This is a genomic window from Novosphingobium rhizosphaerae (assembly GCF_050920675.1).
Classification (GTDB): domain Bacteria; phylum Pseudomonadota; class Alphaproteobacteria; order Sphingomonadales; family Sphingomonadaceae; genus Novosphingobium; species Novosphingobium rhizosphaerae.
The window spans coordinates 3,270,267-3,291,198 of the sequence record NZ_CP137861.1; the positions used below are offsets into that span (position 1 = coordinate 3,270,267).

The following is a 20,932-nucleotide window of genomic DNA, read 5'->3' on the forward strand; positions in this document are numbered from 1 at the left end:
GCTGGACGCAAGACTGGGGAAAAGCCACCCGACTGTTCGATGACCGCACCATCTTCGAAAGCCGCGCCGCCGCGCGCGCGCCGCCTGCTCTTCATCTTGCCGCTGGTCGCGCTCGGCACGTTGGCGATCGCCGTCGCCATGTCGCACGGCGGCAAGGCTGCCGGCGTGTTGCGCGCAGACCCTGAGACGATCCTTGACGATCCCGCGCTGCGCGAAACCGCGCTCAAGGCCGGGAAAGAGGTTTTTGCGCAGCATTGCGCCGCGTGCCACGGTGAAAACGGCAAGGGTGACACCCGTATCGGCGCGTCCGACCTGACCGACCGCGACCGCCTTTATGGGGATGGCACGGTGTCGCAGATCGAGGACATCGCACGCTATGGCATCCGCGCCGGCAACAAGCGCGGCTGGAACCTTGCGGTGATGCCCGCCTATGCCTCGCCCGTGCCCGACAAGGCCGAAGCGCTGCCGCCGCAAAAGCCCGCCGACATCGAGGCGCTGACCCAGTTGCTGCTCTCGTTCACCGCGCGGGCCACCGACGAAGCCGCCGTCGCGCGCGGGCGGCTGGTCTATTCGAAAGCCGGCTGCTGGGACTGCCACGGCCGAGACCTGGGCGGCGATCCGGCAATCGGTGCACCCAACCTTACCGACGATGTGTGGATCTACGGCGGCCGCGCCGACGATATCCGCCGCTCCATCTCGCATGGCCGCGCCGGCACGAGCCCGGCATTCGGCCGCACCCTCACCCCCGCGCAGCTGCGCAGCGTCGCGGTCTATGTGGCCTCGCTGTCGCGAACCGAACAGGACGGGAAATGACCAACCAGATTGCCTCACCCGACGGGCCTCGCGCCTGGACCCGCGACCTCGACAAGCCCATGGCGCGACGCTCGCTACTGCTCGCCGCAGCCGGCGCGCTCATCGGCCTGGGCATCGCCGGCTATGGCCTGTTCACCGCGCAAGGCACCCGCACGGCATCGGTGCCGGCCGAAGACGCCGCGCTGGTCAATAATGTGCCGGTGCTGCGCGCCGACCTGATCGCCCAGACCACCGCGCTCCACGGCATTCCTTATGCGCAGGCAAGCCAGGCCCAGCGCAAGGCCGTGCTCGACGGCATGATCCGCGAAGAGCTTTACGTCCAGCGCGGGATCGAAATGGGCCTGGCCAACGACGATATCGATGTGCGCCAGGCGCTGGTCCAGGCCACCGAGGGACAGATCGCGCAAGATGCCGCCACGGCCAAGCCGGCCGAGGACGAATTGCGCCATTGGTATGACACCCATCGGACCCAGTATGCCAGCGAAGGCATGATGACGCTGCACGAATGGCTTGCCCCGCGCGGGACCGATGCGGCGCGGCTCGTTGCCTCTTTGCGCGCCGGGGCCACGCCCGCCTCGCTCGGCCTGCGCACGACCGGCCGTGTCGACGATGGCGAGGAATTCTACTTTGCTGCCGAGGAACACCTGGGCAAACCGCTGTTCGCCATTGCCAGGACGATGGCCGATGGCGCGGTTTCCGACCCGCAACCGGCGCCCGATGGGATGCATATCCTGCAGATGGTGCGCAACCGTCGCCCGGTGCCGACCGCGTATGATGCCGTGCGCGACCAGGTTTTGCGTGATTTCATCGCCGACAAGGTGGCTCGCCTGCAGGATGGCAACAACCGCTTCCTGCGCAAACGGGCCGATATCAAGATCGCGGCCGATCTCAAATGAGCCCGCGCCCCCTTGCCCGGCTACTGCTGGCCCTGGCCGCTGCGCTGTTTGCGCCGTTTTCTGCCGCAAGCGCGCACACCCGCTCGGAATCGCATTCGACCTGGCTGGTCGATGGCAGTTCCGTCCACTTGACCTTTTCGGTGGCCGATCTGGAAGCGCGCCGGCTGACGCCCGACGGACGCCCACCCAACAACCCGCAGCTGATCGGCTACCTCCTGCCGCGGGTGGGTGCCACCGCGGGGGGCAAAGCCTGCCCCCTCGCCGGCAAGCCCCGCCCGGTTGCCGCGGCAACCGGCTATCGCCGGGTCGAATTCTTCTACGATTGCCCGTCGAGCGAAGGCATCGTGCTGCACGACACCGCATTTTTCGAAATCGTGCGAACCCACGTCAACATGGCGCAGATCCAGACGGCGAAGGGCGATTTCGCCGAAGACGTGCTGACCGCCGAGTCGACCGAGATCGACATGACCAGCGCACAGGGCGGCGAGATCGAGGGCGCCGGGTTCTTCACGTTCGTGAAGATGGGCATCATGCACATCTTTACCGGCGTCGATCACATGAGCTTCCTGCTCGGCCTCGTGCTGATTTCGCGCCGATTCAAGGACCTGATCTTCGTGATCACCGGGTTCACCATCGGTCACAGCCTCACTCTGGCGCTGGCGGTGACCGGGATCATCCGCCCGCATGCCGAATTCATCGACGCGCTGGTGGCGCTGACGATCGCGCTGATCGGCGTGGAAAACCTTGCCGTGCAAATCCGTCGGCCCGGCCTTTTCGCGCTGTGGACCGCCGGTGCGCTGTTCGGCATGGCCGTGCTCAAGCTGCTGGGCATAGGCCTGCTGCCCTTTACCCTGCTGTTTGGCGCCGGGCTTTTTGCCTCGAACTATCTGATGGTGGCCGGCCATGTCCGCGATGCCGATCGCCTGCGCCTTGTCGTCACGCTGGTGTTCGGTTTGATCCATGGCTTCGGCTTTGCGGCCGACCTGCTCAACGAATCGATCCCGCCAGCCAAGCTGGCCGAGCTGCTGGTCGGGTTCAACCTGGGCGTGGAAATCGGCCAGTTGACGGTCGTCTCGTCGCTGGTGGCCGTGGTCACCGTGCTGCGCCGCTATCGCCTTACGCTGCCGCGCCCGATCACCGTTGACTTGTGCGCCTCGTTTCTCGTGCTCGAGGGCGTCTACTGGTTCGTCAGCCGCAGCTACAGCCTGAGCTGACCACCGCTGTTCCCTGCCCCACCCGGGGCGCTTCCCACCTGCGCCCTTCTCTTCGGAGAAGGGCGTTTTTTTTTGCGCCCAGCGCCGCGCCAGGCGCAGTGCCACGCCACCCGTGTGGCACCCCATTGGATACGCACGCCGTGCCGCTGCTGCGCCCGGCATTCGCCTCGGATCGAGCTTGCGCGCAGGACGGGCACAGCAACCCTCGCCCTGCCCAACGCCGATCAGGCGGCAACCCAACGTCCACGCCAAAGGACCCTGCCGTGCTGCACACCACCCCTGCGCAATGCTGCACGCAAAAAAGCCGGGCCGACCCCTTGAAGGATCGGCCCGGCTCGTTCGGGCAATGCATTGTGCCAGGCGATCAGGCCAGCGGGTAGGCGTAGCCGATCCAGCGGCCAAGGAAGATGATCACCAGCCACAGCGTGAGCGAGGTGACGCCGGCAACGCGGGCGCTGATGGGCGTGGGCAAGCGATCGTCCCACTCGCCGATCTTGCGATAGGCGGTCATGTGGAACACCGCCATGTTGATCCCGGCAATGGCGATCGCCACAAGCTTGAGCCGGAACGGAATGCTCTCGGCATAGCCGGTGGCGTTGGACACGAACAACAGCGAGCCGGTGATCGCCGCGATCACGAACGCAACCCAGGTAAAGGGCAGCATATCCATGATCAGCTGGCGGGCGCCACGACGATGCGAGGCAAAGCCCAGCAGGCGCAGGTCGACGATCACGATGGTGCCGACCACGACGGCAATCATCAGGACATGGGTGCTTTCGATCCACGGAAACAGGGTGCCGCTTTCGCGGATGGCCGTGGCGATCGACGAATCGTAGAGCGCCTGAAGCAGGCCGCCTTCGGAGCCATCGGGTTCCATCTCTTATCCTCCAGACAAATTTCGTTTTTTACAGGTAGGCGATCCAGCGGCCGCAGAAGATCACCACGATCCAGATGGCCAGCGAAGCCCAGGCCAGCGGCTTGACCAGCGCAGCGGCGCGGGCGTGCTCGGCCCGGTATTCGGGGTGCAGGATCGGATAGCGGAACAGCAGGGTGAGCACGAAGCCGGTCAAGACCAGCGCCATCTTTGCCCAGAATGCAGTGTTGGTCAGCACGCGGTAGGGTTCGGCCATGCCGAGCACCAGGCCGCTGCACAGCAAGATCGCCAGCGACGTCCACATCCATGGCAGATGGCGGCGGACCACTGCCTGGGGCGTCTCGTCGGTGGCGAGCACGCCGGCAAGGCGCAGGTCCATCACGATCGCCGAGCCGACGACGCCGGCAATGGCGATGATGTGGATGCTCTGCACCGTGGGGATGATCCAGGTGGCTTCACGGATGCTCGTGCTGAGCTCGGAGCTATAGAGATTGCTTGCGAACTGTTCGACGGACATGTCGGTGGGTTCCTCGGGATTGGCAGGCAGTCGGCGTTCATCGGAAGTGCCAGCGGCGCGAGCGGCCGGGATGCACCTCCACGCATGCAGCGATGACCGAGTCTGCGGGACAACGCTTGTTATTTACGGTTCCAGGCAACAAAGCCCGGCGTAACAAGCACGTTACGGTTGCGCCGGGGCGGGTGCACCGCCGCCTGCGGGCGGCATCGGCGTTCCAACGTCCCAGTGCTCGACCAGTTGGCCATGAGCGATGCGGAACATGTTGAAGATATAAGTGGGTCGCGGGCGGCCGTCGGGGCCGGGCAGGTCCCGTGCGGTCAACAGCATGACGCGGTCGCCTTCGGCCATGACCGCGACGGTGCGCGCCGGGGGCATGCCCTTCATTGCCGGCATCGCCTCGAACATGGCAATCAACTTGTCCCGCGCGCTGCCCGGTCCAGGCAGGTCTGCCAGGCCTGCAGCATGCTGCACATAGTCGGGCGAGATGAAGCGCTCGGCAATGCCCCGGATGCGCTCGCGGGTCGTGCCAGCGGCATCCGCCTCGTCAAGCGCGCGATAGAATTCGAGCACCAGTTGCTTGTTCGCAGCCTCGGCCGGCGCCGGGTGGGCACCGGCTGAAGTCACGACTGCGAACAGGCCCGAAAGCGCCAGCGCCAGGGCGCCCTTGCGGAGCGGGCTCATTCCTGCGGCTCGGGAACAAGGCCCGCATCGGGGCTGACGCTGGGATCGCCGACCTGCTCCTCGCAGTTGTATTCGGCAAAGACGGCCTGGTGCGGAATCCAGCCATAGCTGCGCACGATCGTCCACGGCGCGGTATAGTACGTCGGGTCGACGATGGTGGTGGCAATTTCCAGGAAGGGAACATGGCCGCCATCATCGACCTTGCGGATGCGCTGGATCAGCTTGCCTTTGGCCGACAGCGGCGTGCCATCCACGTCGAGCCAGATCGCCTGGCGGAAATCGCTGCTCTCGACCACCAGCGTGTTGCCATCCCAATGCCCGACCGAGCGCCCCATGTATTGCTTGGCGGCCGGCAAAGGCGCGCGCTGCGGATCGAGCGAAATGTACCAGCGTCCGTGGTACTCCTCGAACACGAACTCGACGTAATCGCGCGTCTGGGTGATCAGGAACGGGAAATTCAGGTCCCGCTGCCACTGCGGGCCAGGCGGCCGGCAGATCGCGGACGCATTGATGAACGGCGTGCCTGCTGCCAGCGACTTGACGCGCCGCGCCAGCACTTTGGCACCTTCCATCGTATAGGGCGCCGGAGCGCCATAGATATCCTTTTGCGAACGGAACTGCAGCGGCTGGTTGTTGAACCAGGTGCCCTGGAAATCGCGCGGGTCCGACGCCGGCATGGCAGCATCGGCCGGCAGCGGCGGACGCGGCGGCAGGACACCGGGCCCCGGCGGCGGCAGTTCGGCCACCAGCTTCTGTGCCGGGGTCAGGACTGGCCCGGGGGGCGGGCCCGCAGCGGGCGGGCCGGCCGAAGCGCCGGGTGGCAGGCGAAGCTGGCCACCTTGCGCGGGCGGGCCATCAGCACCGCCGGCCGGCGGTGCCTGGGTGGGGGAAACACCCGGCGGTGGCCCGGCAGGCAGTTGTTGGCCTTGGGCCAGCGCCGGGGCGGACGCTGCCGAGAGCAGCAACGCGAGCGCGGAAGCGACCGTGCCGCTCCTCCGCCCGCCCGGAAACGGAAAGGGGATCGTCATGCAGACTTGCTCCAGATCGGGTGGCAGGCGCCTCAGCCGGGGAATGCCGGCTTGTGGGCGGTGATGCGGTCGAGGCAGACATCTTCGGGGAAGATCGCGTCGGGCTGGCGCTTGTAGGTCACCACCGCTTCCCAGGGATGGGTGAAGTAGGCCGGATCCTCGATCGTAATGCGATCCTCGAGCGTGTCGGCATCGAGCAGGCGATAGCGCTCGGTCACCTTGAGGTCGTATCCGTGCGGGACAAGATCATCGATCAACGTGCGGTCGGAAGCGCCTTCCATCACCGAAACCAGCGTATCGCCTTCCCAGTGTCCCTTGGACTTGCCGGTGGCAGTGGGCACCAGGCCCTGCCCCAAGAGATCGGGCTGGGGCGGCACACCCACGTTGATCTGGCGCAGCGCGCGGTTCCATTCATAGTCGAACGTCACCACGCCCTGGCGATACCAGATCTTGAAACGCATCGGCGACAAGGCCAGCCGCGGCACGCCAGGATTGGAGCAGCGCGACAGGGTGATGTCATAGTCGTCGATCTTGTTCTGCGCCCGCAGCTTGCGATTGGCCTCATAGGCCTTGCGGCCCTCGGCGGTAAACGGCACGGCGCCGGCAACAGGCTTGAGCGTCGTGGTGGGTGCGGCGATCTTCCACACCCCCTCGATCGCTGGCGTGGCGGGCTGGGCTGCGGCCTGGGCAGCGCCGCCCAGCAGGACAGCCGCCAGCAAGGCGCGCAGCGCCGGGCGCGCGCGGGTGGTTTCGATCGCCATGTCGGATCCTTCAGTTGCCGCCCGCGCGGGCGGCTTCGACGTCGGAAAAGGTCTTGCCACTGGGCAGGCGCAGGCTCGCCATGGCCCCGCCGGGCTGGCCGCTGATGTTCGGGTGGAACACCACCTTGACCTTGTCACCACGGCGGAAATCGCGGGGCGTCAGACCCTGCTTGGAAAACATCAGCGGGCTGCCGGCCACGATCGACATCTGCCGCTCCTGCCCCTTGTCGATGTAGATCAGCACCATCGAGGAGTGCGGCGCGCCCCAGCGGAATTCCTTGAGCGTGCCATCGACCGACACCGTGCGGTTCATGTCGTAGGCCGCAAAGGAGTGGTGCGCCAGCGCCGGTGCGGAAAGGCCGAGGGCCACCGCCGCAAGGGGCGCCGCCAGCCGTGCTCTTTTCAACGTGATCATTATGTTACTCCAAACGGGCGGCCCCGGATGGACGGCACGGACGATGCCTTTCCGGCGCGTCCCTTCATAACGGCGGCACAGCTGCGCCACCGCCAGGATCGGCCGGTCGCTTGCGCAGGTCATGCAAAGTCCGCAATCGGACTGGCGCCTTGCAGGCAGGACCGGGCCGTTGGCTCGTCGTGCGGTTCCATCCTTGCCCCCACCCCATGACGGTGAGCGTCAGGTTGACCGCATGCTAGATCGCTATGCCGCAGAAGTTAGATGAATCATCTCGTTGGCAGGAGCGGTCAGGCCACCGCGCGCAGAACCTCGGGCAAGGGCTGCATGACATCGAGCTTGAGCTGGGCAAGCGCGTCGGCAGCGGCAACATCACCGGCCTGGATCGCCGCGAGAATGCGCCGGTTGAGCGCAATCACGTCACCGCGATCCACCGGGGGCATCGGGTCTGCCGCCAAGAACACGCTCGCCACGCCCAGCGAGCGCACGACCATGGCCAGCAGGGCGTTCCCGCTCAAATCGAGCAACAGGTTCTCGAGCGTCAGGGCCTCGAACGCATCGTGCTTGGGCACGGCCAAGGCCGGGGCGACAAGGCGGCCGGCAAGCTGCCGCGCCGCAGCCAGGCCCGGCGCTCCGCTCACCAGCAGGGAGATAGCCTCGCGATTGTCGCGCGGCGAGGTGGCGCTGGCCATGAGGCAGGGCGCCAAAAGGCGGATCACCCCAGTCGGCGCGGCCGGCGGCGCCAGTTCGGCGCCCTTGCGGCCCTGGCGGCAGCGCACGATGCCGAAGTCCTGGAGGATGCGGCGCGCCTGGCGAACCACCGCGTCGGTATAACCCAGGCGCATCGCGGTTTGCCATTCGGCTTCCTGGCTGGCGGGACTGCCGCTCAACTCGCGGGTCAGCCGCGCGGCAAGCGCCATGGCAGACTTGCGGCCAGACAGCGAAAACGCCCGCTCCGCGATTTCCAGCGAAATGATCGGTGACGCCGCCTGGTCGCTTGCCCCCAGCACATCGAGCCTGGCGATGGCCGCGGCAAGATTGCCGTTGCAAACCGCTTCGGCAAACACCGCATCGTCATCCGGCGCCTCTCGCCCGGCGGCCGTGCGCACCAGCATTTCGGCAAGCCGTGCCAGCAGAACCATCGTCGTGTTGCCGGTCTGTTCGGCCAGCGCCACGGCAAAGCCGTGCGAAGCGCCCGGCGTGGTGGACGCCAGCGGCGCGATCCGCCGGCGGATCGCCGCGCTGGCAACCATGCGCCACACCAGTTTCCGGAATTCCTCGATCGCCGCGCGCGTTTCGCCGGCCAGCGCAAGATACATCAGCACCGCGCCGACAATATCTTCGAGCGCGGGCGCAGCCACGAACAACCCGCCACCCGGCCCGCGCCGCACGTCGAGCAGGCCACGCGCTTCGAGAATGGTGATCGCCTCGCGAAAGGCGGGGCGGCCAAGGCCAAGGCGCTTGCGCACGTCGGGCAGCGCGCCGAGCGACTGGCCCACCGGCCAGCCCTGTCGCAGCAGGCCCATCTCCATGTCGTGCACCGCCTCGTGCGCCAGACTTGCCGGATCGAGCGCTCCAAGCATGCAGGCGCTGATGCGCTGGAGTTCGTCCGCGCCGCCTGCCCGCGTAAGGTCAGCCATAACCACTTTCCGCCTTCTCCCAAGGTCCTCTCGCGCCGGCCGATTTTCGGCTCAGCCCTTTATGAATTCTGCGTCGAGGACGACCGTGACCTTGCCCACCATGCGCGACATTTGCGTCTGAGTAAATTGGGTGGTGTCGATAACCATCGAGCCCGTAAAGCCTGCCGTTGGCGCCCCTTCCATCGAGCGACCGACGCCGACGAGTTCTGCCTCGATCGTAGCGGGCTTGGTCACGCCCATCAGCGTCAGGTCACCATCGATCAGCGCATGGCCGGGCGTGGTCTGGCGCACGCTGCGCGACACGAACCGAGCCTCGGGATAGGCGGCAACATTGAGCGATTGCGCGCTTTCCGGGGGAATCTTGTAGACGATCGGAGCGTAGAAGGGCTTGGCGTCAACCGTCACGTCCAGCGCGATGGCCCCGGCATTGGCGGGATCCCACTGCAAGGTGCCCTGGCGCACGCCAAAGCGCAGCACGTTGTAGGACATGCCACGGTGCAGCACGCGTGCAACCACCGACGAATGTTCCAAGTCGACGTTATAGCGGCCCGCGGGCGCCGCGGCCGGATCCTTGCTGGCCGGGGCCATGGCCACGGCCGGTGGCATCGGCGCGGTGGCCGGCGCACCCTGCGCGTGAACGAAACCGGCGATGCCTGCCGGAATGGCGGCCATGGCGATCAATCGTCCCCAGGTCATGCCCATCGTGAACTCTCCCGTTTGCGGTGCCGGAACCGACCGGTCTTCCGTTTGGCGCCGCAATGAAACGCGGCCGCCACGCGCCGGCCCATGCCGGCAGAAACCTTGGCCACGGGCCAGAATCGGTGCAAAACTGCCGATGCCGCCTGCGACTCCGAATTATTTGACCTATTTAGTCATATTTGAACATTACGGTCAAGTAAGGCAAAAATAGCGCTGCGGCTTGGGGCGGACCCTGGATACCAGGCCCCGCCCCGCGTCACGCCGTAGAGATGCCTCAGGCCGGCTCGACCGCGCGGTGGGCATTCATCGCCACGCCGATGCCAGGGCCGCTGAACGCCACCATTTCGGCATCGACATATTCGATGATGTCGAGATCGGCGATGCCGTTGACGATGTGGGACGAAAGCGGCAGCTGCTCGAACGTGGCACGGTGCCAGTTGACCGCACCCTTGCCCGTCCAGCGACGGAACTCGAATTCGTCAAAGCTGATATTGACCTGCGCACCGCCACTGCCGGCCGGCGCCGCCGAGGTGGTGACATAGGCCAGGTCGGCGCCTTCGCTGCCATTCGGGCTCGTGCGGGGCATGTACTTGTAATACATCTGCGCCCCGCCGTTGGAGCCAGGCAACTGCTTCACCGGATTGGCTTCCTCCACGAGATTCGACATCTCGATATCGAAGAAGGTGTGTTCATACCACGAGGCTTCGCACGTGGCGTGGCCCGCGGCCTCGTCCCAGGCGATGTCGGTGAAATTGGCGAACATCTTGGGGAAGCCCAGTTCTTCGCGACCAGTCATGATCGCGTCGGGCGCGCCTTCCCAGATGATGGGGCACAGTGCCCCGTCGAGCCGCTCGGTCTTGCCCTGATACGTTACCGGGAAATCGACCGAGAGGATGCCATAGCCACGGCCGGCCAGCCAGTAGAGGTCCTTGAACCAGGCGCAGCTGACCGACACGATCGGTTCGCCACGCAGGCTGAAACCGACCGGCAGTAGCTTCTCGAGCTTGGCAGGATCGGTCCGATAGGCAACCTTCATCCATTGCGCGCGCATCCGCCCTGCTTCCTCGGCCGTCCACATGCGACCTTCGGGATGCTGGCGCGGACCGGGCGCAGGGCCGAACATGATCGGCATGCGATAGCGCGAAGAGGGATCGGGAATAAACGTCATGTCGATGCTTCCGTTCGTGTTGGAGTGAATAAAAGGTGGTGATGGCCCTGCCCCTGCCCGGCCATGAAACCGGTGGGCACGGCCGAGTCGGCCCAAGCCGGCGAGGCGAGAGGCGTCGATCTGTGAAACTGGATGCAGGTGCCGGATGCGCGTTGTGCACGTCCACGCAACCCGTGCCCCGTCAGGCGTGCTCTCTCCCGTTCATGCTCATTTCTGGACTATAAAGTCATATTTGAACCAAGTGGTCAAACTCAAACTCGCTGTCTGTCCCAAAGGGCAGGACACCGCATGTGCGAACATGACAAGAACGCAATTCATGCATCTATCTTGTCCGCCACCGCTTGCTAGGCCCATGTCGATAGTGGCGCGGCAAAGACGACGCCCAGTCCTGCCCAACAAACAAGTCTGACACGGGGAACGTCAGGAAACGTGAGGGGAAGATAATGAAGCGAATCCCATATATGATGTCGACGTCGCTGCTGGCGGCACTAGCGGCTGCGCAGCCTGCTTTCGCCCAAGAAAGCACGCCTCCCGCTCCAGAGCATGCGGCCAGCGACACCGGCAACGCCGGCCTTCAGGAAATCATCGTCACGGCCGAGCGCCGCTTCAACACCGCGCAACGCACGGCCGCCGCGATCAGCGTGCGCACCGGCGCGGATTTGCAGCTCCAGGGCCGCTATGAACTCAAGAACATCCTGGAAGACGTTCCGGGGGTTTCGGGCGGCGCCTCGTTCGGGGTGAACACCTCGCAGGCCGGCGGCACCGACAATGCGGCGACGGGCCTGGTGTTCCGCGGCATCCAGTCGAACTCGGGCGTGGGTGGCAGCGCCACGTCGACCGCGGCGGCCGCAGCGATCTATGTCGACGATGTCTACAACGGGATCGGCGGCGGCTACGACATCGGCCGGGTCGAGGTTCTGCGCGGTCCGCAAGGCACGCTCTATGGGCGCAGCGCCACCGCCGGCGTGGTGGCGATCCACACCAACGATCCCGATTCCAAGGCGTTTGCGGTCAATGCCACGGCCGAAATCGGCAATTACAACCTGCGGCGTTTTTCGGGCGAAGTGAACCTGCCGCTTGTCACCGACAAGCTGGCGCTGCGCGTTTCGGGCAACCACTTCGAACGCGATGGCTATTATACAGCCCAGGGCGACGCGCGCCGCAGCACCAGCTTCCGCGGCAAACTGCTGTGGACACCCACCGAAAACTTTTCGGCGCTGCTGGGCTATGCCCAGGAATTCAACCAGACCCGCTCTGGCGGTGTCGCGGTCAGCCAAGGCTCTTCGCCCACCGATTTCGTCTTCGTGCCCCAGGCAGTGGGCACCGGTCGCAATCACTTCCGGCAGTACTGGGCCAACTTCAACCTTGATCTTGGCGCCGTGGCGGTGACGTATATCCCGGCCTATCGGACCTGGTACCAGAACGCCACGACGATCGCGCGCAGCGCCCCTCCTGGACCGAACATCGACAACTTCGTCTATGTTCCCAAAGACAACTTCATGACCCACGAGGTCCGCATCCGCAGCACGGCGACCGACAGCAAGCTGCGCTGGCAGGCCGGCTTCATGTACTATCGCAACGCGCTGAGCGAGACGAACAACCTGTTCAATCTCGACCTGCCGCCGGCCGGCGCCTATCTGTTCAAGTCGAACACCCACAAGGTAACGACGGCCGAAGGCGTGTTTGCCGAAGCGACCTATTCGTTCACGCCCGACACCCGCCTGACCGCGGGCCTGCGCTATGACCACACCAAGATCGAAGTGGACCAGGACTACACCGGGTTCACCGGCATCACGGCGTCGCTCAGCGGGCCGCAGCGCGTGGCCGCGTTCAACAACGTGACCTACAAGGCGCGTCTCGAACACGACGTGACGCCGCAGAATCTGGTCTATGCCTCGATCTCCACCGGCTTCTCGCCGGGGGACACCTCGCTGACCCAGGACCTTGCCGGCGTGCCCCAGGTCCAGGTGCTCAAGGCGCAGACCCTCACCGCCTATGAAGTGGGCACCAAGAACCGCTTCCTCAACAACCGCCTGCAACTCAACCTTGCCGGGTTCTACAACGACTATGGCGGCTATCAGACCGCAGGCATCAACGTGGCGCCTCCGGGTCCGCTGCGCATCTTCCAGACGATCACCGTGCCGGTGAAGACCTATGGCTTCGAGTTCGAACTGCAGGCGCGGCCCTGGGCGCGCGGCACGTTCCAGCTCAACGGGTCGTACACCCACGCGCGCTATGGCGACTTCGGGATCTATGCGGCGTACTTCTCGACGCACGAAGTTTCGCCCTCGCCGCCGTGGCAGGTTGCCGCTTCGTACGATCACCGACTGAACCTGGGCGACACGACGTTCGTGATGCGCGGCGCGCTGCGCTTCGTTTCGGCCCACGACAGTTCGCGCATCACCGTGCAACAGGCGCTCGACGGTGCTTCGCCCTATATCCGCGTGCCCACAGTGCTGTTGGCAGACCTCAACGCCAACTGGATCATCAACGATCACCTGTCGATCGCGGGGTATGTGCGCAACCTCACCGACAAGCGCTATCTGCCCGACAACTGGAACGTGGCACAGGTGACGGCGGGCAATCCGCCGGTCGTGACAGTTTCGGCCAACTCGCTGAGCGAGCCGCGCACATTCGGGATGCTGGTCGACGTGAAGTTCTGACCAGCCCCACCGGCACCAGCCAACGCAACGGCGCTGCCCGGCCCCAGCCGGCAGCGCCGTTTTCGTTGGCGAAATTGCCGGGCGCTCCGCCGCCCCACGTTGCGGCGCTCCGCAGCGGTGCCAACGGCAAAAGGCCGGAGCGGGTTTGTCCCGCTCCGGCCTTTGCTGCGTCATGGCTGTCAGCCGGCGCGCTGACGGCGCGCCGACCAGATCGTCAGCGATCCTGCGCCTTGTCCTTGACGTTCACCTCGAGCTTGCCCGTATCGGGATCGAGATAGTCGCGGTTGTCGGTGCAGGCCCATTCCTGCGGCTCGTTGCGCCGCTCGATGCCGCGGATGAACTTGCGCGGCGGAAGGGCATAAGGGCTCTTGAAGATCGTATCGTCGTAGATCGTCGTCTGGATTTCGAGCGTGTTGAAATCCAGCAAGCGCATCCGCTCCACCAGGCGCAGGTTCGGGCCATGCGGACCGAACACCACGCCCGCCAAGGGCGAGTGATCGCCCTGCACCCGCACGTCGTTGGTCAAGCGGCCGATCTGGAACACCGTATCGGGCGCGAGGCCGGTGGTATCGACCACCAGCGTCCCGCCTTCCCAATGCCCGATCGATTCCCCCAGGTATGAAGGATTGAGCATTTCACTGTGCTGGCGCCCATCGGTGTGGATGAAGCGCGTCATCCCCGACGTCTCGATATAGAGCGCGATCATGCCGGGCGACTGGAAGAACTTCATCGGCATGCCACCGATGTTCTGCACGAACGGCATGCCGAGCGGCTTGCAGTTAGTGAACGGGCTATCCTCGGCGGGCTTGTACTTGGCGATATAGTCACGCGCGAACGGCGTGTAATCAGGCGGCGTGGAGAAATCATCGGCGATCGGGTTGATCGACTGCCAGGTGCCTTGCCAGAAATCGGGCTGGCGGGCGATCTCCTGCCAGGCCGCAGCCTGTTGCTCGGGCGTGCGCGCCACGGCCGGTGCATCATCGGCGCGGGCTGCGGGGGCGGCAAGTGCCAGGGCCGACAGCGCGACAAGCGCGCCGGTGCGAAGCTGGCGATGAACGCGGTTGGGGCTCATTTGTAGGGTTGTCCCTGCGGCTTGGTGGGAACCTTGACCGGGCCGCCGGCCAGGGCTTGGCCGTTGGAGCCGGCCGGATCGACCAGGACCTTGCCCTTGGCCAGGAACACGTTCTGGATCGAACCGATCGGACGCCCATCAAGACCGGGGTGCACATCGACCACGATCTTGTCGCCAGACTTGATGTCGCCCGCGTTCCAGCCCCAGCGCGCCATCATGTTGGGGCTCGATCCAACCAGCGACCATTGCTCGGTGCTGCCATCGGCCTTGCGCACCACGACGATGAGCCAGGTATGCGGATTGGCCCAGGTGAACTCACGCACCGTGCCGGTCAGCGTGGTCAGCTTGGCCATGTTGAACTTGGCGAAGGAGTGGTGCGCGTCGGCGTTCTGGGCCCAGAGCGCGGCCAGCGCGGCAAGGGCAAACTTCCATTTGCCGTGTCTTTTCTGCGGTACGTCCATGGTGACACTCTCGCTATGCATAAGGTTCTGCCAGTAAATTGCGCGCATCAGCCGGCCGCCTTGGCCGCCCGCGCGCGGATCGCGTAGCGCCCGACCGACATGATGCCGTTGGGATCGACCGCGTCCTTGATCGTTTCCAGGAAATCGCGAAGCGCGTGGTCGTTGTAGGAATAGGTGCCCATGATCAGTTCGTAGAACGCAGGGGCGGTCCGGTATTCGCCCCAGCCACGCTCTGCGGCCACTGCCACCAGTTCCCGGAAAATCGCACGCACCTTGGCATTGACCTCGGGCGAGCGCGTCACCGGCAGGCCCATGGCGAACAGGAACGCGCGCTCGAAGATCGCCGAGGGGAACTGCAGTGGCGGGCCAGGCAGCTTGTACTTGCGGCCGATCCGCGCAAACACGTCCATCGCCTCGATCGCGGCCTCACCCGTGCGCGGAATGACCGGCGAGAAGAAGATGTGGCCGACGACCTCTTGGTCCTCGTAGGTGTACATCGGGCCCAGGCTGAACGTGCGCAACGAGGGAATGCCGAGCGGACCTGGATCGAACATCCGGGCGACGTCCTCGGCCGGCAGCGGCAGGGCACGGACCGGGTTGAGCGTGAATTGCGCGCCGGGAATGGCGGAAACGGCCTCGCGGATGCACTCCCACTGCGCCTCGATGAACCGCGCCGGGCCATAGAGCTGGAATTCGCAAGACCAGAACGGCAGGCCGGCCGCCTGCGCCGCCGCTTCCAGCTTGGTCATGTCGGCGCCCGCCGGGTCTTCAAGGATCACGCGGATCGCGGGATCAATCGCTGGCGGCCCGCCGAAATGGGCCGCATCGCCACGCGTCCCGGTCGTCGGGCTGGACAGCGTCCACAGCCCCTGCACGATCTTGCCCTGCTCAAGCCGGCCGATGATATCGACCAAGGGGATGATGTCGTGGAACCGCGGCACCGTCAGCACGCCGGTGGCGTGGCTTTCGGGCTGGGGCATCAACCAGAACCCCATCTTGGTGACCACGCCAAAGTTGGACTGCTTGAACAGGCCATCGATGCGCGGGCCAAAGCCAGGGCGGAACTGCTGCCATGTCTTGGCGCCGGGCATGGCCCCCATGCCGGTGCGCAACACGCGCCCGTCGGGCAAGACCACTTCCATCCCGCATTGCGCATCGAAATGGTTGCGATAGGGGGCCAGGGTCACGCCCACCCCGCCATCAAGGGCGTTGCCGATCAGGCTCCCCCAGCCGGGACTGGGGCAGTCGATCCACAGCTTCAGGCCCTTTTCCTGGATGTAATTGTACAGATCGAAATAGCTGACCCCAGGCTCGACCACCACGTAACCGTTGCGTTCGTCGATCTCGATCACGCGGTTCATCCGCTTGAGATCGAGGACGACGCTGCCGGCCACGGCCGGGGCGGCGCCACCATAGCCCAGGTTCTTCCCCGTCGAGATGGGATAGACCGGGATGCGATAGCGATTGGCGATCCGCACCAGCGCGGCCACCTCTTCGGCGCTGGCGGGGGCGACGGCAGCCGCTGCGCGCGGTTCGTCAGCCTCTCCCCACAACACCGAGTAGGAATCGCGGTAGAGTTCGAGATCCTCGTCGCTGGTGAACAGCCAGTCGGCGCCGACCACTTCGGCAAAGGCCCGCAGCGCGGCCGCAAAATCGGCCGGGCTGACGTGGGGGGGCACGTTCACGGTCAACTCTCCTGTCGAGCGGCGCGCAAGGGGGCGCCGGCTCGCTTGTGCATGGTCCACACGTGCAGCCGCCCGGCCTCGCACGATCGGTTGTAAGTGGCGCGCCCGGCTTGCATGGCCGGCGCGGCGGGCGCGATGGCCCCCAGCGCGGCGCCCAGGTCGCGGCTGCAGGCTGGATCGCCGGCGGCATGGCAGGCATGGCCGGTGAGACGGAAACCATGATCCGCGGCGATCTGCTCAAGGCAGAACAGCGTTGCACCCGACGTCACGCCCGAAACCGCCTGGCTGTCCGCAAACATGCGCGCCATCGCGGCATAGCCGGTCACATCAGGGGTGAACTGCAGCACCGATGCCGGCGCGGCGGCGAGCCTGCCGGACAGCTCGCGCGGCAAAGGCGCCCTGCCGTCGATGACGACAGCATCTATCGGCCGCCAAGCCATCCGCGCTTGCGCGCCAGCACCCAGCCCTGCGCCACCTGCCAGCGCCAGCGCTCCGCCGAGCATGGCACGCCGGGTGCAGACGGGCGTGAGCGAGCTCATGGCTTGCCCCCGCCAGACCGGCGGCGGGCCGGCGGCTTCGTCAGGTAAGTGGCAACAGCCGCCAGTTCGGCGTCGCTGATCTCGGTCTTGCGGAACGAAGGCATGAACGAAATGCCTTGGCGCACCACCTGCCGCACATAGTCGGGCGACAGGTCGCTGCGCTGCTCGAGGATTGCGGGCACGGCGCCCTGGTACTTGCGCTGGAGCGCCAGGCTGCCCGGCCCGGTGGGCGTGGCATGGCAATCGGCACACCACTTGCGATAGACCGGCAGCGCTGCAACCGCCGCTGTGGCCACGGGCTTGCCTGGCGCAGGCGCGGGCGCGGGCCGGGCCTGCCCGATGGCAGCCCCCGCGCCCAACGCCAGAACGGCGGCCAGCACAACGGGGACGCGGGTTACGGCCCCGCGCCGATCCACGCCCGAATTGCCCTGCATGTTACTTCGCTCCGATGACCGTCTTGCGCTGCAGAATCCGCCACTCGCCGTTGCGCTTCTCCAGCACGTCTTCGTAGTGCCCGGGCAGGCCGACCGTGGTGATCTTGGTCGCAAGATCAGGATAGACGCTCACGAAATAACCGTAGTGCGTTGCCCGGGTGGCACTCTGGAACTCGAAATGGTGGCTCAGCGACAAGTGCCACGGCGGATTGCCGTTGCCGATGGCATTGACGCGCGGCATTCCTGCCGGCGCGGCGCCAGGACCAGCCGGTGCGCCAGGCGCCCCAGGGCCACCCGGCCCACCAGGCGGCGGGAACCCGGGTGGTGGCGATCCGGGCGGACCACCGGGCGCGCCACCCGCCGAAGGCGGGGGCATCGCCGCCGCGCGATAGGGCATCGTAAAGCTCTTGCCGGGTTCGGGCTCGGCGATGATCGTTGCTTCGGGCCAGAATGCCCGGTCGAAGCGCGCCATATCGTGCTGCTCAAGCCCGAGCGTGTAGTTGTCGACCGCATCGTTCACGCCGACCCAATCGTCCACGGTCGGATGATAGGCCGCAGCGGCGGGCGCCGTCTGGGCCTGCGCCCCGGCCGCGGCGGCGAACGTCAGGACGCTCCCCGCCAAGGCCATTGCAAGTTTCATATCGCGCATCACGTCCGCTCCCCGGCAAGGCTCGATGAACCTTATTTGTTGGCTTCGTTTTCCTTGAGCTTCTTGAGAACCGCTTCCGGATCTTCCATCACCGTCGCATTGGCATTGGGATCGAAGTTGACCGGATCGTCGGCGGTTCCGCAAACCCACTCGGCGGGCCAGCCGGCTTCGCCGCGGTTGCGCTTGAAGATCTGGGGATCGGCCTCGTAGGGCTTGGTCCAGATCGTGTCGTCATAGATGGTCAGGCGGATTTCCATCGTATCGGGATCGAGCAGGCGGAAGCGTTCCACCATGCGCATGTCCGGCCCGTGCGGGCCAAAGATGGAATCCGGCGGCAGGACCAGGCGCCCCGTGCCCTTGCCCGGGAAATTGGTGTACTGCGTCAACACGTCATCATGGAAGCTGATGCTGTCGACCACCAGCGTATCGCCTTCGAAATGCGCGACCGATTCACCCAGGTAGCTGGGGTTCGGCCGGTCCGAATGCTTCCCGTTGAGACGCAGGAAGCGAGTCATGCTGCTGTTTTCGATATAGATCGCGATCATGCCCGGTTCGTAGAAGAACTTGAGCGGCGACCCGAGGCGCTGGATGATCGGCATGCCGGGCGTCTTGCAGCCTGCCCCGGCGAACGGAATGTCCTCGATCGCCTTGAACTTGTCGGCATGGGCCTTGGCCTGCGGCGTCAACGGCGTGCCATTGGCCTTGTCGAGGAACGAGGTAACGCTCTGCCAATTCCCGGTGAAGAAATCCGGCATCCGCGTCACGTCACCCCAGGCCGAACCCAGTGGCTGGGCGCCGGCCGGTGCCGCGGGCGCAGCAGGCGTGGGCGCTGCAGGTTGCGCCACGGCCAAGGTCGTCGCGATCGGCATGGCAGCGCATAGCGCGGCTGCAAGCACGGTCTTGGAATGAAACATCGATCGACCTTTTCGCTTAGCGGGGGTGCGGGGCAGAACCGGGGCCGCCAGGGCCGCCAAGGCCGCCGCCGGGCGCAGCGCCAAACCCCGAACCGAGCACGCGGCCAGTGGACAGGCGCACTTCGTTGATCAGGCCCACCGGCTTGCCATTGCGGCTAGGGAAGCCCGAAACGGTGACTTTGTCACCAGCCTTCATGTCGTGAGAATTCCAGCCGCTGCGGGCCAGCATACCGGCGCTGCCGGCCTCAAAGCCCCAGATCACCTGGGTGCCGTCGGGCTTGACCGAACGCAGGTAGAGCCACGAATGCGGGTTGGACCAGACCCACTTTTCCACCGTGCCACTCACGACGACCTTCTTGGTCATGTCAAACGGGGCGGCCGAGTGGTGGGCCGACGCCGGCGCCGCGACCAGGGCAAGAGCCGGGCCACCAGCTACGATCAGCGCGGTTTCCAGCAGGCCGGGGAAGCGAGGTAAACGAAACACTTTCACCGCAGTCACCTTTCGAAGTTTCAGGCACGCCTCTCCAACGGCACGCCCCCGCTGGCCCCATTGTGCCGGCGGTTGTCCCATTATGTGCGCCCAGCCGCGTCCGAAAGCTAGGTGCCACAATTAGATGTCCGCGCCGGGCACTGCCGGGCAATTGGCGGGAAACTGCGAATTTTTGCACCTAACTCGGATCGGGCCAAACGATACGATCGGCCTGGCATGCAGCGCGCCGGCCGGTCTCTTCCGCCGGCAAGCGCATGCGGCGGGCGCCGCTTGCCCGCCCTTCCCGTTCCTGACCAAAAGGGCCCCATCGCGTGAAGCTCGCGACCATTCGTAATGCCACGCCCGACGGCGCGCTCCACCTTGTCTCGCGCGATCTGTCGCGCATGGTCCCGGCCGCGCCGATCGTGGCGACGCTGCAGCAGGCCATCGAGCAGTGGGCGCTTGTCGCGCCGCGCCTGGCCACGCTTGCCCAGCAGCTCGAACTTGGCACGGCACCTGGCACGACGCCGTTCGAGCCCAGGCTCGCCGCCGCGCCGCTGCCGCGTGCATGGCAGTGGCTCGACGCCTCGGCGTTTCACGCGCATGGCGACTTGCTTGAAACGGTCTTCGGCATCGATCCGCCCCCCGAAAAACGCACCGTTCCGTTGATGTACCAGGGGGCGGGCGACGACCTGCTGGGCCCCTGCGACGATATTGCACTCCCCAGCGCGGACGATGGCATGGATTTCGAAGGCGAAATCGCCGTGATCGTCGACCGCGTGCCGATGGGCACGCCGGCCGATGTGGCCCACCGACATATCCGCCTGCTGATGATCGCCAACGACACCAGCTTGCGCGTGCTGGCCGGGAAGGATCTGCGCACCGGGTTTGGCTTCCTCAATTCCAAGGCTTCGACCAGCTTTGGCCCCGTGGCGGTAACGCCCGACGAACTCGGGCCGGCCTGGCGCGACGGGCGCATCCACCTGCCGCTGCAGGTTCATTGGAACGGCACGCTGTTCGGCAGGCCGCATTGTGGCGCGATGGGCTTTTCGTTCGGCGAACTCATCGCCCACGCCGCGCGCACCCGGAACCTTGCGGCGGGCACGATCATCGGCTCGGGCACCATTTCCAACGACGATTTCCGCACCGTCGGTTCGGCCTGCATCGCGGAACGGCGCGCGATCGAACTGATCGATGAAGGACAGCCGCGCACGGCCTACATGGCGTTCGGGGACAGGGTCCGCATCGAGATGCTCGACGAAGCCGGGGCATCGATCTTCGGCGCAATCGACCAGACCTATGTCCGCGCCGCGCCGCCGGCCCTGCCCCACGCCTAGCCGAAG

Annotated in this window: 22 protein-coding genes; 5 read left to right on the forward strand and 17 right to left on the reverse strand. The window is 65.9% G+C overall.

Annotation, left to right across the window (positions count from 1 at the left end; all coding sequences use genetic code 11):
- Positions 1-39: 39 nt before the first annotated feature.
- From R9J51_RS14895 to R9J51_RS14905, 3 genes are read left to right on the forward strand one after another with little or no spacing between them, the layout of a single operon-like run.
- Complete coding sequence (locus tag R9J51_RS14895; RefSeq protein WP_179504903.1) at positions 40-813, forward strand: c-type cytochrome; 774 nt, start codon at positions 40-42, stop codon at positions 811-813.
- The gene (locus tag R9J51_RS14900; protein WP_248290333.1) at positions 810-1,709 is read left to right on the forward strand and encodes a peptidyl-prolyl cis-trans isomerase; all 900 of its coding nucleotides are present in this window, start codon (positions 810-812) and stop codon (positions 1,707-1,709) included. The genes R9J51_RS14895 and R9J51_RS14900 overlap by 4 nt, the downstream gene beginning before the upstream one ends.
- On the forward strand, positions 1,706-2,923 hold the full coding sequence (locus R9J51_RS14905; protein WP_168555149.1) for a HupE/UreJ family protein: 1,218 nt from the start codon (positions 1,706-1,708) through the stop codon (positions 2,921-2,923). Before R9J51_RS14900 ends, R9J51_RS14905 begins: the two co-directional genes overlap by 4 nt.
- Before the next feature lie 364 nt (positions 2,924-3,287).
- On the opposite strand, the gene R9J51_RS14910 is transcribed toward R9J51_RS14905, so the two are convergent.
- The 9 genes from R9J51_RS14910 to R9J51_RS14950 all read right to left on the reverse strand — a co-directional run bounded on the left by R9J51_RS14910 (position 3,288) and on the right by R9J51_RS14950 (position 10,703).
- Positions 3,288-3,800: a DUF6644 family protein gene (locus tag R9J51_RS14910; protein WP_168555150.1), complete on the reverse strand. Its 513-nt coding sequence runs from the start codon at positions 3,798-3,800 to the stop codon at positions 3,288-3,290.
- A 28-nt stretch (positions 3,801-3,828) separates the two neighbouring features.
- Entirely contained in the window at positions 3,829-4,314 is a 486-nt protein-coding gene (locus R9J51_RS14915) for a DUF6644 family protein (RefSeq protein WP_169474616.1), read from the reverse strand.
- 162 nt (positions 4,315-4,476) lie between these two features.
- Positions 4,477-4,995 carry a nuclear transport factor 2 family protein gene (locus R9J51_RS14920; RefSeq protein WP_179504904.1) on the reverse strand — a complete coding sequence of 173 codons (519 nt, stop codon included), beginning with the start codon at positions 4,993-4,995 and terminating at the stop codon, positions 4,477-4,479.
- On the reverse strand, positions 4,992-6,023 hold the full coding sequence (locus R9J51_RS14925) for a hypothetical protein (RefSeq protein ID WP_179504905.1): 1,032 nt from the start codon (positions 6,021-6,023) through the stop codon (positions 4,992-4,994). Before R9J51_RS14925 ends, R9J51_RS14920 begins: the two co-directional genes overlap by 4 nt.
- 32 nt (positions 6,024-6,055) lie before the next feature.
- Entirely contained in the window at positions 6,056-6,784 is a 729-nt protein-coding gene (locus R9J51_RS14930; protein ID WP_179504906.1) for a hypothetical protein, read from the reverse strand.
- Between the two features lie 10 nt (positions 6,785-6,794).
- Positions 6,795-7,199 carry a DUF6152 family protein gene (locus R9J51_RS14935; RefSeq protein ID WP_168555155.1) on the reverse strand — a complete coding sequence of 135 codons (405 nt, stop codon included), beginning with the start codon at positions 7,197-7,199 and terminating at the stop codon, positions 6,795-6,797.
- A 287-nt stretch (positions 7,200-7,486) separates the two neighbouring features.
- A complete protein-coding gene (locus tag R9J51_RS14940) occupies positions 7,487-8,836 on the reverse strand; it encodes a hypothetical protein (protein ID WP_179504907.1) in 1,350 nt (449 codons plus the stop codon).
- Positions 8,837-8,887: 51 nt separating this feature from the next.
- Positions 8,888-9,538, reverse strand: a complete 651-nt coding sequence (locus R9J51_RS14945; RefSeq protein WP_218847409.1) for a YceI family protein — start codon at positions 9,536-9,538, stop codon at positions 8,888-8,890.
- A gap of 271 nt (positions 9,539-9,809) precedes the next feature.
- Complete coding sequence (locus R9J51_RS14950; protein WP_179504909.1) at positions 9,810-10,703, reverse strand: acetoacetate decarboxylase family protein; 894 nt, start codon at positions 10,701-10,703, stop codon at positions 9,810-9,812.
- Between the two features lie 461 nt (positions 10,704-11,164).
- Between R9J51_RS14950 and R9J51_RS14955 the strand changes: the two genes are divergently transcribed.
- The gene (locus R9J51_RS14955; RefSeq protein ID WP_432787531.1) at positions 11,165-13,366 is read left to right on the forward strand and encodes a TonB-dependent receptor; all 2,202 of its coding nucleotides are present in this window, start codon (positions 11,165-11,167) and stop codon (positions 13,364-13,366) included.
- 214 nt (positions 13,367-13,580) lie between these two features.
- Here the strand turns inward: R9J51_RS14955 and R9J51_RS14960 are convergent, their stop codons facing one another.
- From R9J51_RS14960 to R9J51_RS14995, 8 genes are read right to left on the reverse strand one after another with little or no spacing between them, the layout of a single operon-like run.
- Complete coding sequence (locus R9J51_RS14960; RefSeq protein ID WP_179504911.1) at positions 13,581-14,438, reverse strand: hypothetical protein; 858 nt, start codon at positions 14,436-14,438, stop codon at positions 13,581-13,583.
- Positions 14,435-14,947 (reverse strand): DUF6152 family protein, encoded by a 513-nt coding sequence (locus R9J51_RS14965; protein ID WP_168555161.1) that lies wholly within the window; start codon positions 14,945-14,947, stop codon positions 14,435-14,437. Before R9J51_RS14965 ends, R9J51_RS14960 begins: the two co-directional genes overlap by 4 nt.
- On the reverse strand, positions 14,947-16,584 hold the full coding sequence (locus R9J51_RS14970) for an FAD-binding oxidoreductase (protein WP_179504912.1): 1,638 nt from the start codon (positions 16,582-16,584) through the stop codon (positions 14,947-14,949). The genes R9J51_RS14965 and R9J51_RS14970 overlap by 1 nt, the downstream gene beginning before the upstream one ends.
- Before the next feature lie 2 nt (positions 16,585-16,586).
- The gene (locus R9J51_RS14975) at positions 16,587-17,123 is read right to left on the reverse strand and encodes a hypothetical protein (RefSeq protein WP_179504913.1); all 537 of its coding nucleotides are present in this window, start codon (positions 17,121-17,123) and stop codon (positions 16,587-16,589) included.
- Positions 17,120-17,557, reverse strand: a complete 438-nt coding sequence (locus R9J51_RS14980; protein ID WP_179504914.1) for a c-type cytochrome — start codon at positions 17,555-17,557, stop codon at positions 17,120-17,122. The genes R9J51_RS14975 and R9J51_RS14980 overlap by 4 nt, the downstream gene beginning before the upstream one ends.
- A gap of 1 nt (position 17,558) precedes the next feature.
- Positions 17,559-18,206, reverse strand: a complete 648-nt coding sequence (locus tag R9J51_RS14985; protein ID WP_218847408.1) for a nuclear transport factor 2 family protein — start codon at positions 18,204-18,206, stop codon at positions 17,559-17,561.
- Positions 18,207-18,238: 32 nt separating this feature from the next.
- Positions 18,239-19,120: a hypothetical protein gene (locus R9J51_RS14990; RefSeq protein ID WP_179504915.1), complete on the reverse strand. Its 882-nt coding sequence runs from the start codon at positions 19,118-19,120 to the stop codon at positions 18,239-18,241.
- A 16-nt stretch (positions 19,121-19,136) separates the two neighbouring features.
- Positions 19,137-19,610, reverse strand: coding sequence for a DUF6152 family protein (locus tag R9J51_RS14995; RefSeq protein ID WP_169474629.1), 474 nt, complete (start codon positions 19,608-19,610; stop codon positions 19,137-19,139).
- Between the two features lie 311 nt (positions 19,611-19,921).
- Here R9J51_RS14995 and R9J51_RS15000 point away from each other — a divergent pair, with 311 nt between their 5' ends.
- The gene (locus R9J51_RS15000; RefSeq protein WP_179504916.1) at positions 19,922-20,926 is read left to right on the forward strand and encodes a fumarylacetoacetate hydrolase family protein; all 1,005 of its coding nucleotides are present in this window, start codon (positions 19,922-19,924) and stop codon (positions 20,924-20,926) included.
- The last annotated feature ends 6 nt before the right edge of the window (positions 20,927-20,932 follow it).

Excerpts from the sequence above, each read along its gene's own strand:
- R9J51_RS14895 (WP_179504903.1), top strand. The coding sequence starts at position 40 with ATGACCGCACCATCTTCGAAAGCCGCGCCGCCGCGCGCGCGCCGCCTG.
- R9J51_RS14900 (WP_248290333.1), top strand. The coding sequence starts at position 810 with ATGACCAACCAGATTGCCTCACCCGACGGGCCTCGCGCCTGGACCCGC.
- R9J51_RS14905 (WP_168555149.1), top strand. The coding sequence starts at position 1,706 with ATGAGCCCGCGCCCCCTTGCCCGGCTACTGCTGGCCCTGGCCGCTGCG.
- R9J51_RS14910 (WP_168555150.1), bottom strand. The coding sequence starts at position 3,800 with ATGGAACCCGATGGCTCCGAAGGCGGCCTGCTTCAGGCGCTCTACGAT.
- R9J51_RS14915 (WP_169474616.1), bottom strand. The coding sequence starts at position 4,314 with ATGTCCGTCGAACAGTTCGCAAGCAATCTCTATAGCTCCGAGCTCAGC.
- R9J51_RS14920 (WP_179504904.1), bottom strand. The coding sequence starts at position 4,995 with ATGAGCCCGCTCCGCAAGGGCGCCCTGGCGCTGGCGCTTTCGGGCCTG.
- R9J51_RS14925 (WP_179504905.1), bottom strand. The coding sequence starts at position 6,023 with ATGACGATCCCCTTTCCGTTTCCGGGCGGGCGGAGGAGCGGCACGGTC.
- R9J51_RS14930 (WP_179504906.1), bottom strand. The coding sequence starts at position 6,784 with ATGGCGATCGAAACCACCCGCGCGCGCCCGGCGCTGCGCGCCTTGCTG.
- R9J51_RS14935 (WP_168555155.1), bottom strand. The coding sequence starts at position 7,199 with ATGATCACGTTGAAAAGAGCACGGCTGGCGGCGCCCCTTGCGGCGGTG.
- R9J51_RS14940 (WP_179504907.1), bottom strand. The coding sequence starts at position 8,836 with ATGGCTGACCTTACGCGGGCAGGCGGCGCGGACGAACTCCAGCGCATC.
- R9J51_RS14945 (WP_218847409.1), bottom strand. The coding sequence starts at position 9,538 with ATGGGCATGACCTGGGGACGATTGATCGCCATGGCCGCCATTCCGGCA.
- R9J51_RS14950 (WP_179504909.1), bottom strand. The coding sequence starts at position 10,703 with ATGACGTTTATTCCCGATCCCTCTTCGCGCTATCGCATGCCGATCATG.
- R9J51_RS14955 (WP_432787531.1), top strand. The coding sequence starts at position 11,165 with ATGATGTCGACGTCGCTGCTGGCGGCACTAGCGGCTGCGCAGCCTGCT.
- R9J51_RS14960 (WP_179504911.1), bottom strand. The coding sequence starts at position 14,438 with ATGAGCCCCAACCGCGTTCATCGCCAGCTTCGCACCGGCGCGCTTGTC.
- R9J51_RS14965 (WP_168555161.1), bottom strand. The coding sequence starts at position 14,947 with ATGCGCGCAATTTACTGGCAGAACCTTATGCATAGCGAGAGTGTCACC.
- R9J51_RS14975 (WP_179504913.1), bottom strand. The coding sequence starts at position 17,123 with ATGAGCTCGCTCACGCCCGTCTGCACCCGGCGTGCCATGCTCGGCGGA.
- R9J51_RS14980 (WP_179504914.1), bottom strand. The coding sequence starts at position 17,557 with ATGCAGGGCAATTCGGGCGTGGATCGGCGCGGGGCCGTAACCCGCGTC.
- R9J51_RS14985 (WP_218847408.1), bottom strand. The coding sequence starts at position 18,206 with ATGCGCGATATGAAACTTGCAATGGCCTTGGCGGGGAGCGTCCTGACG.
- R9J51_RS14990 (WP_179504915.1), bottom strand. The coding sequence starts at position 19,120 with ATGTTTCATTCCAAGACCGTGCTTGCAGCCGCGCTATGCGCTGCCATG.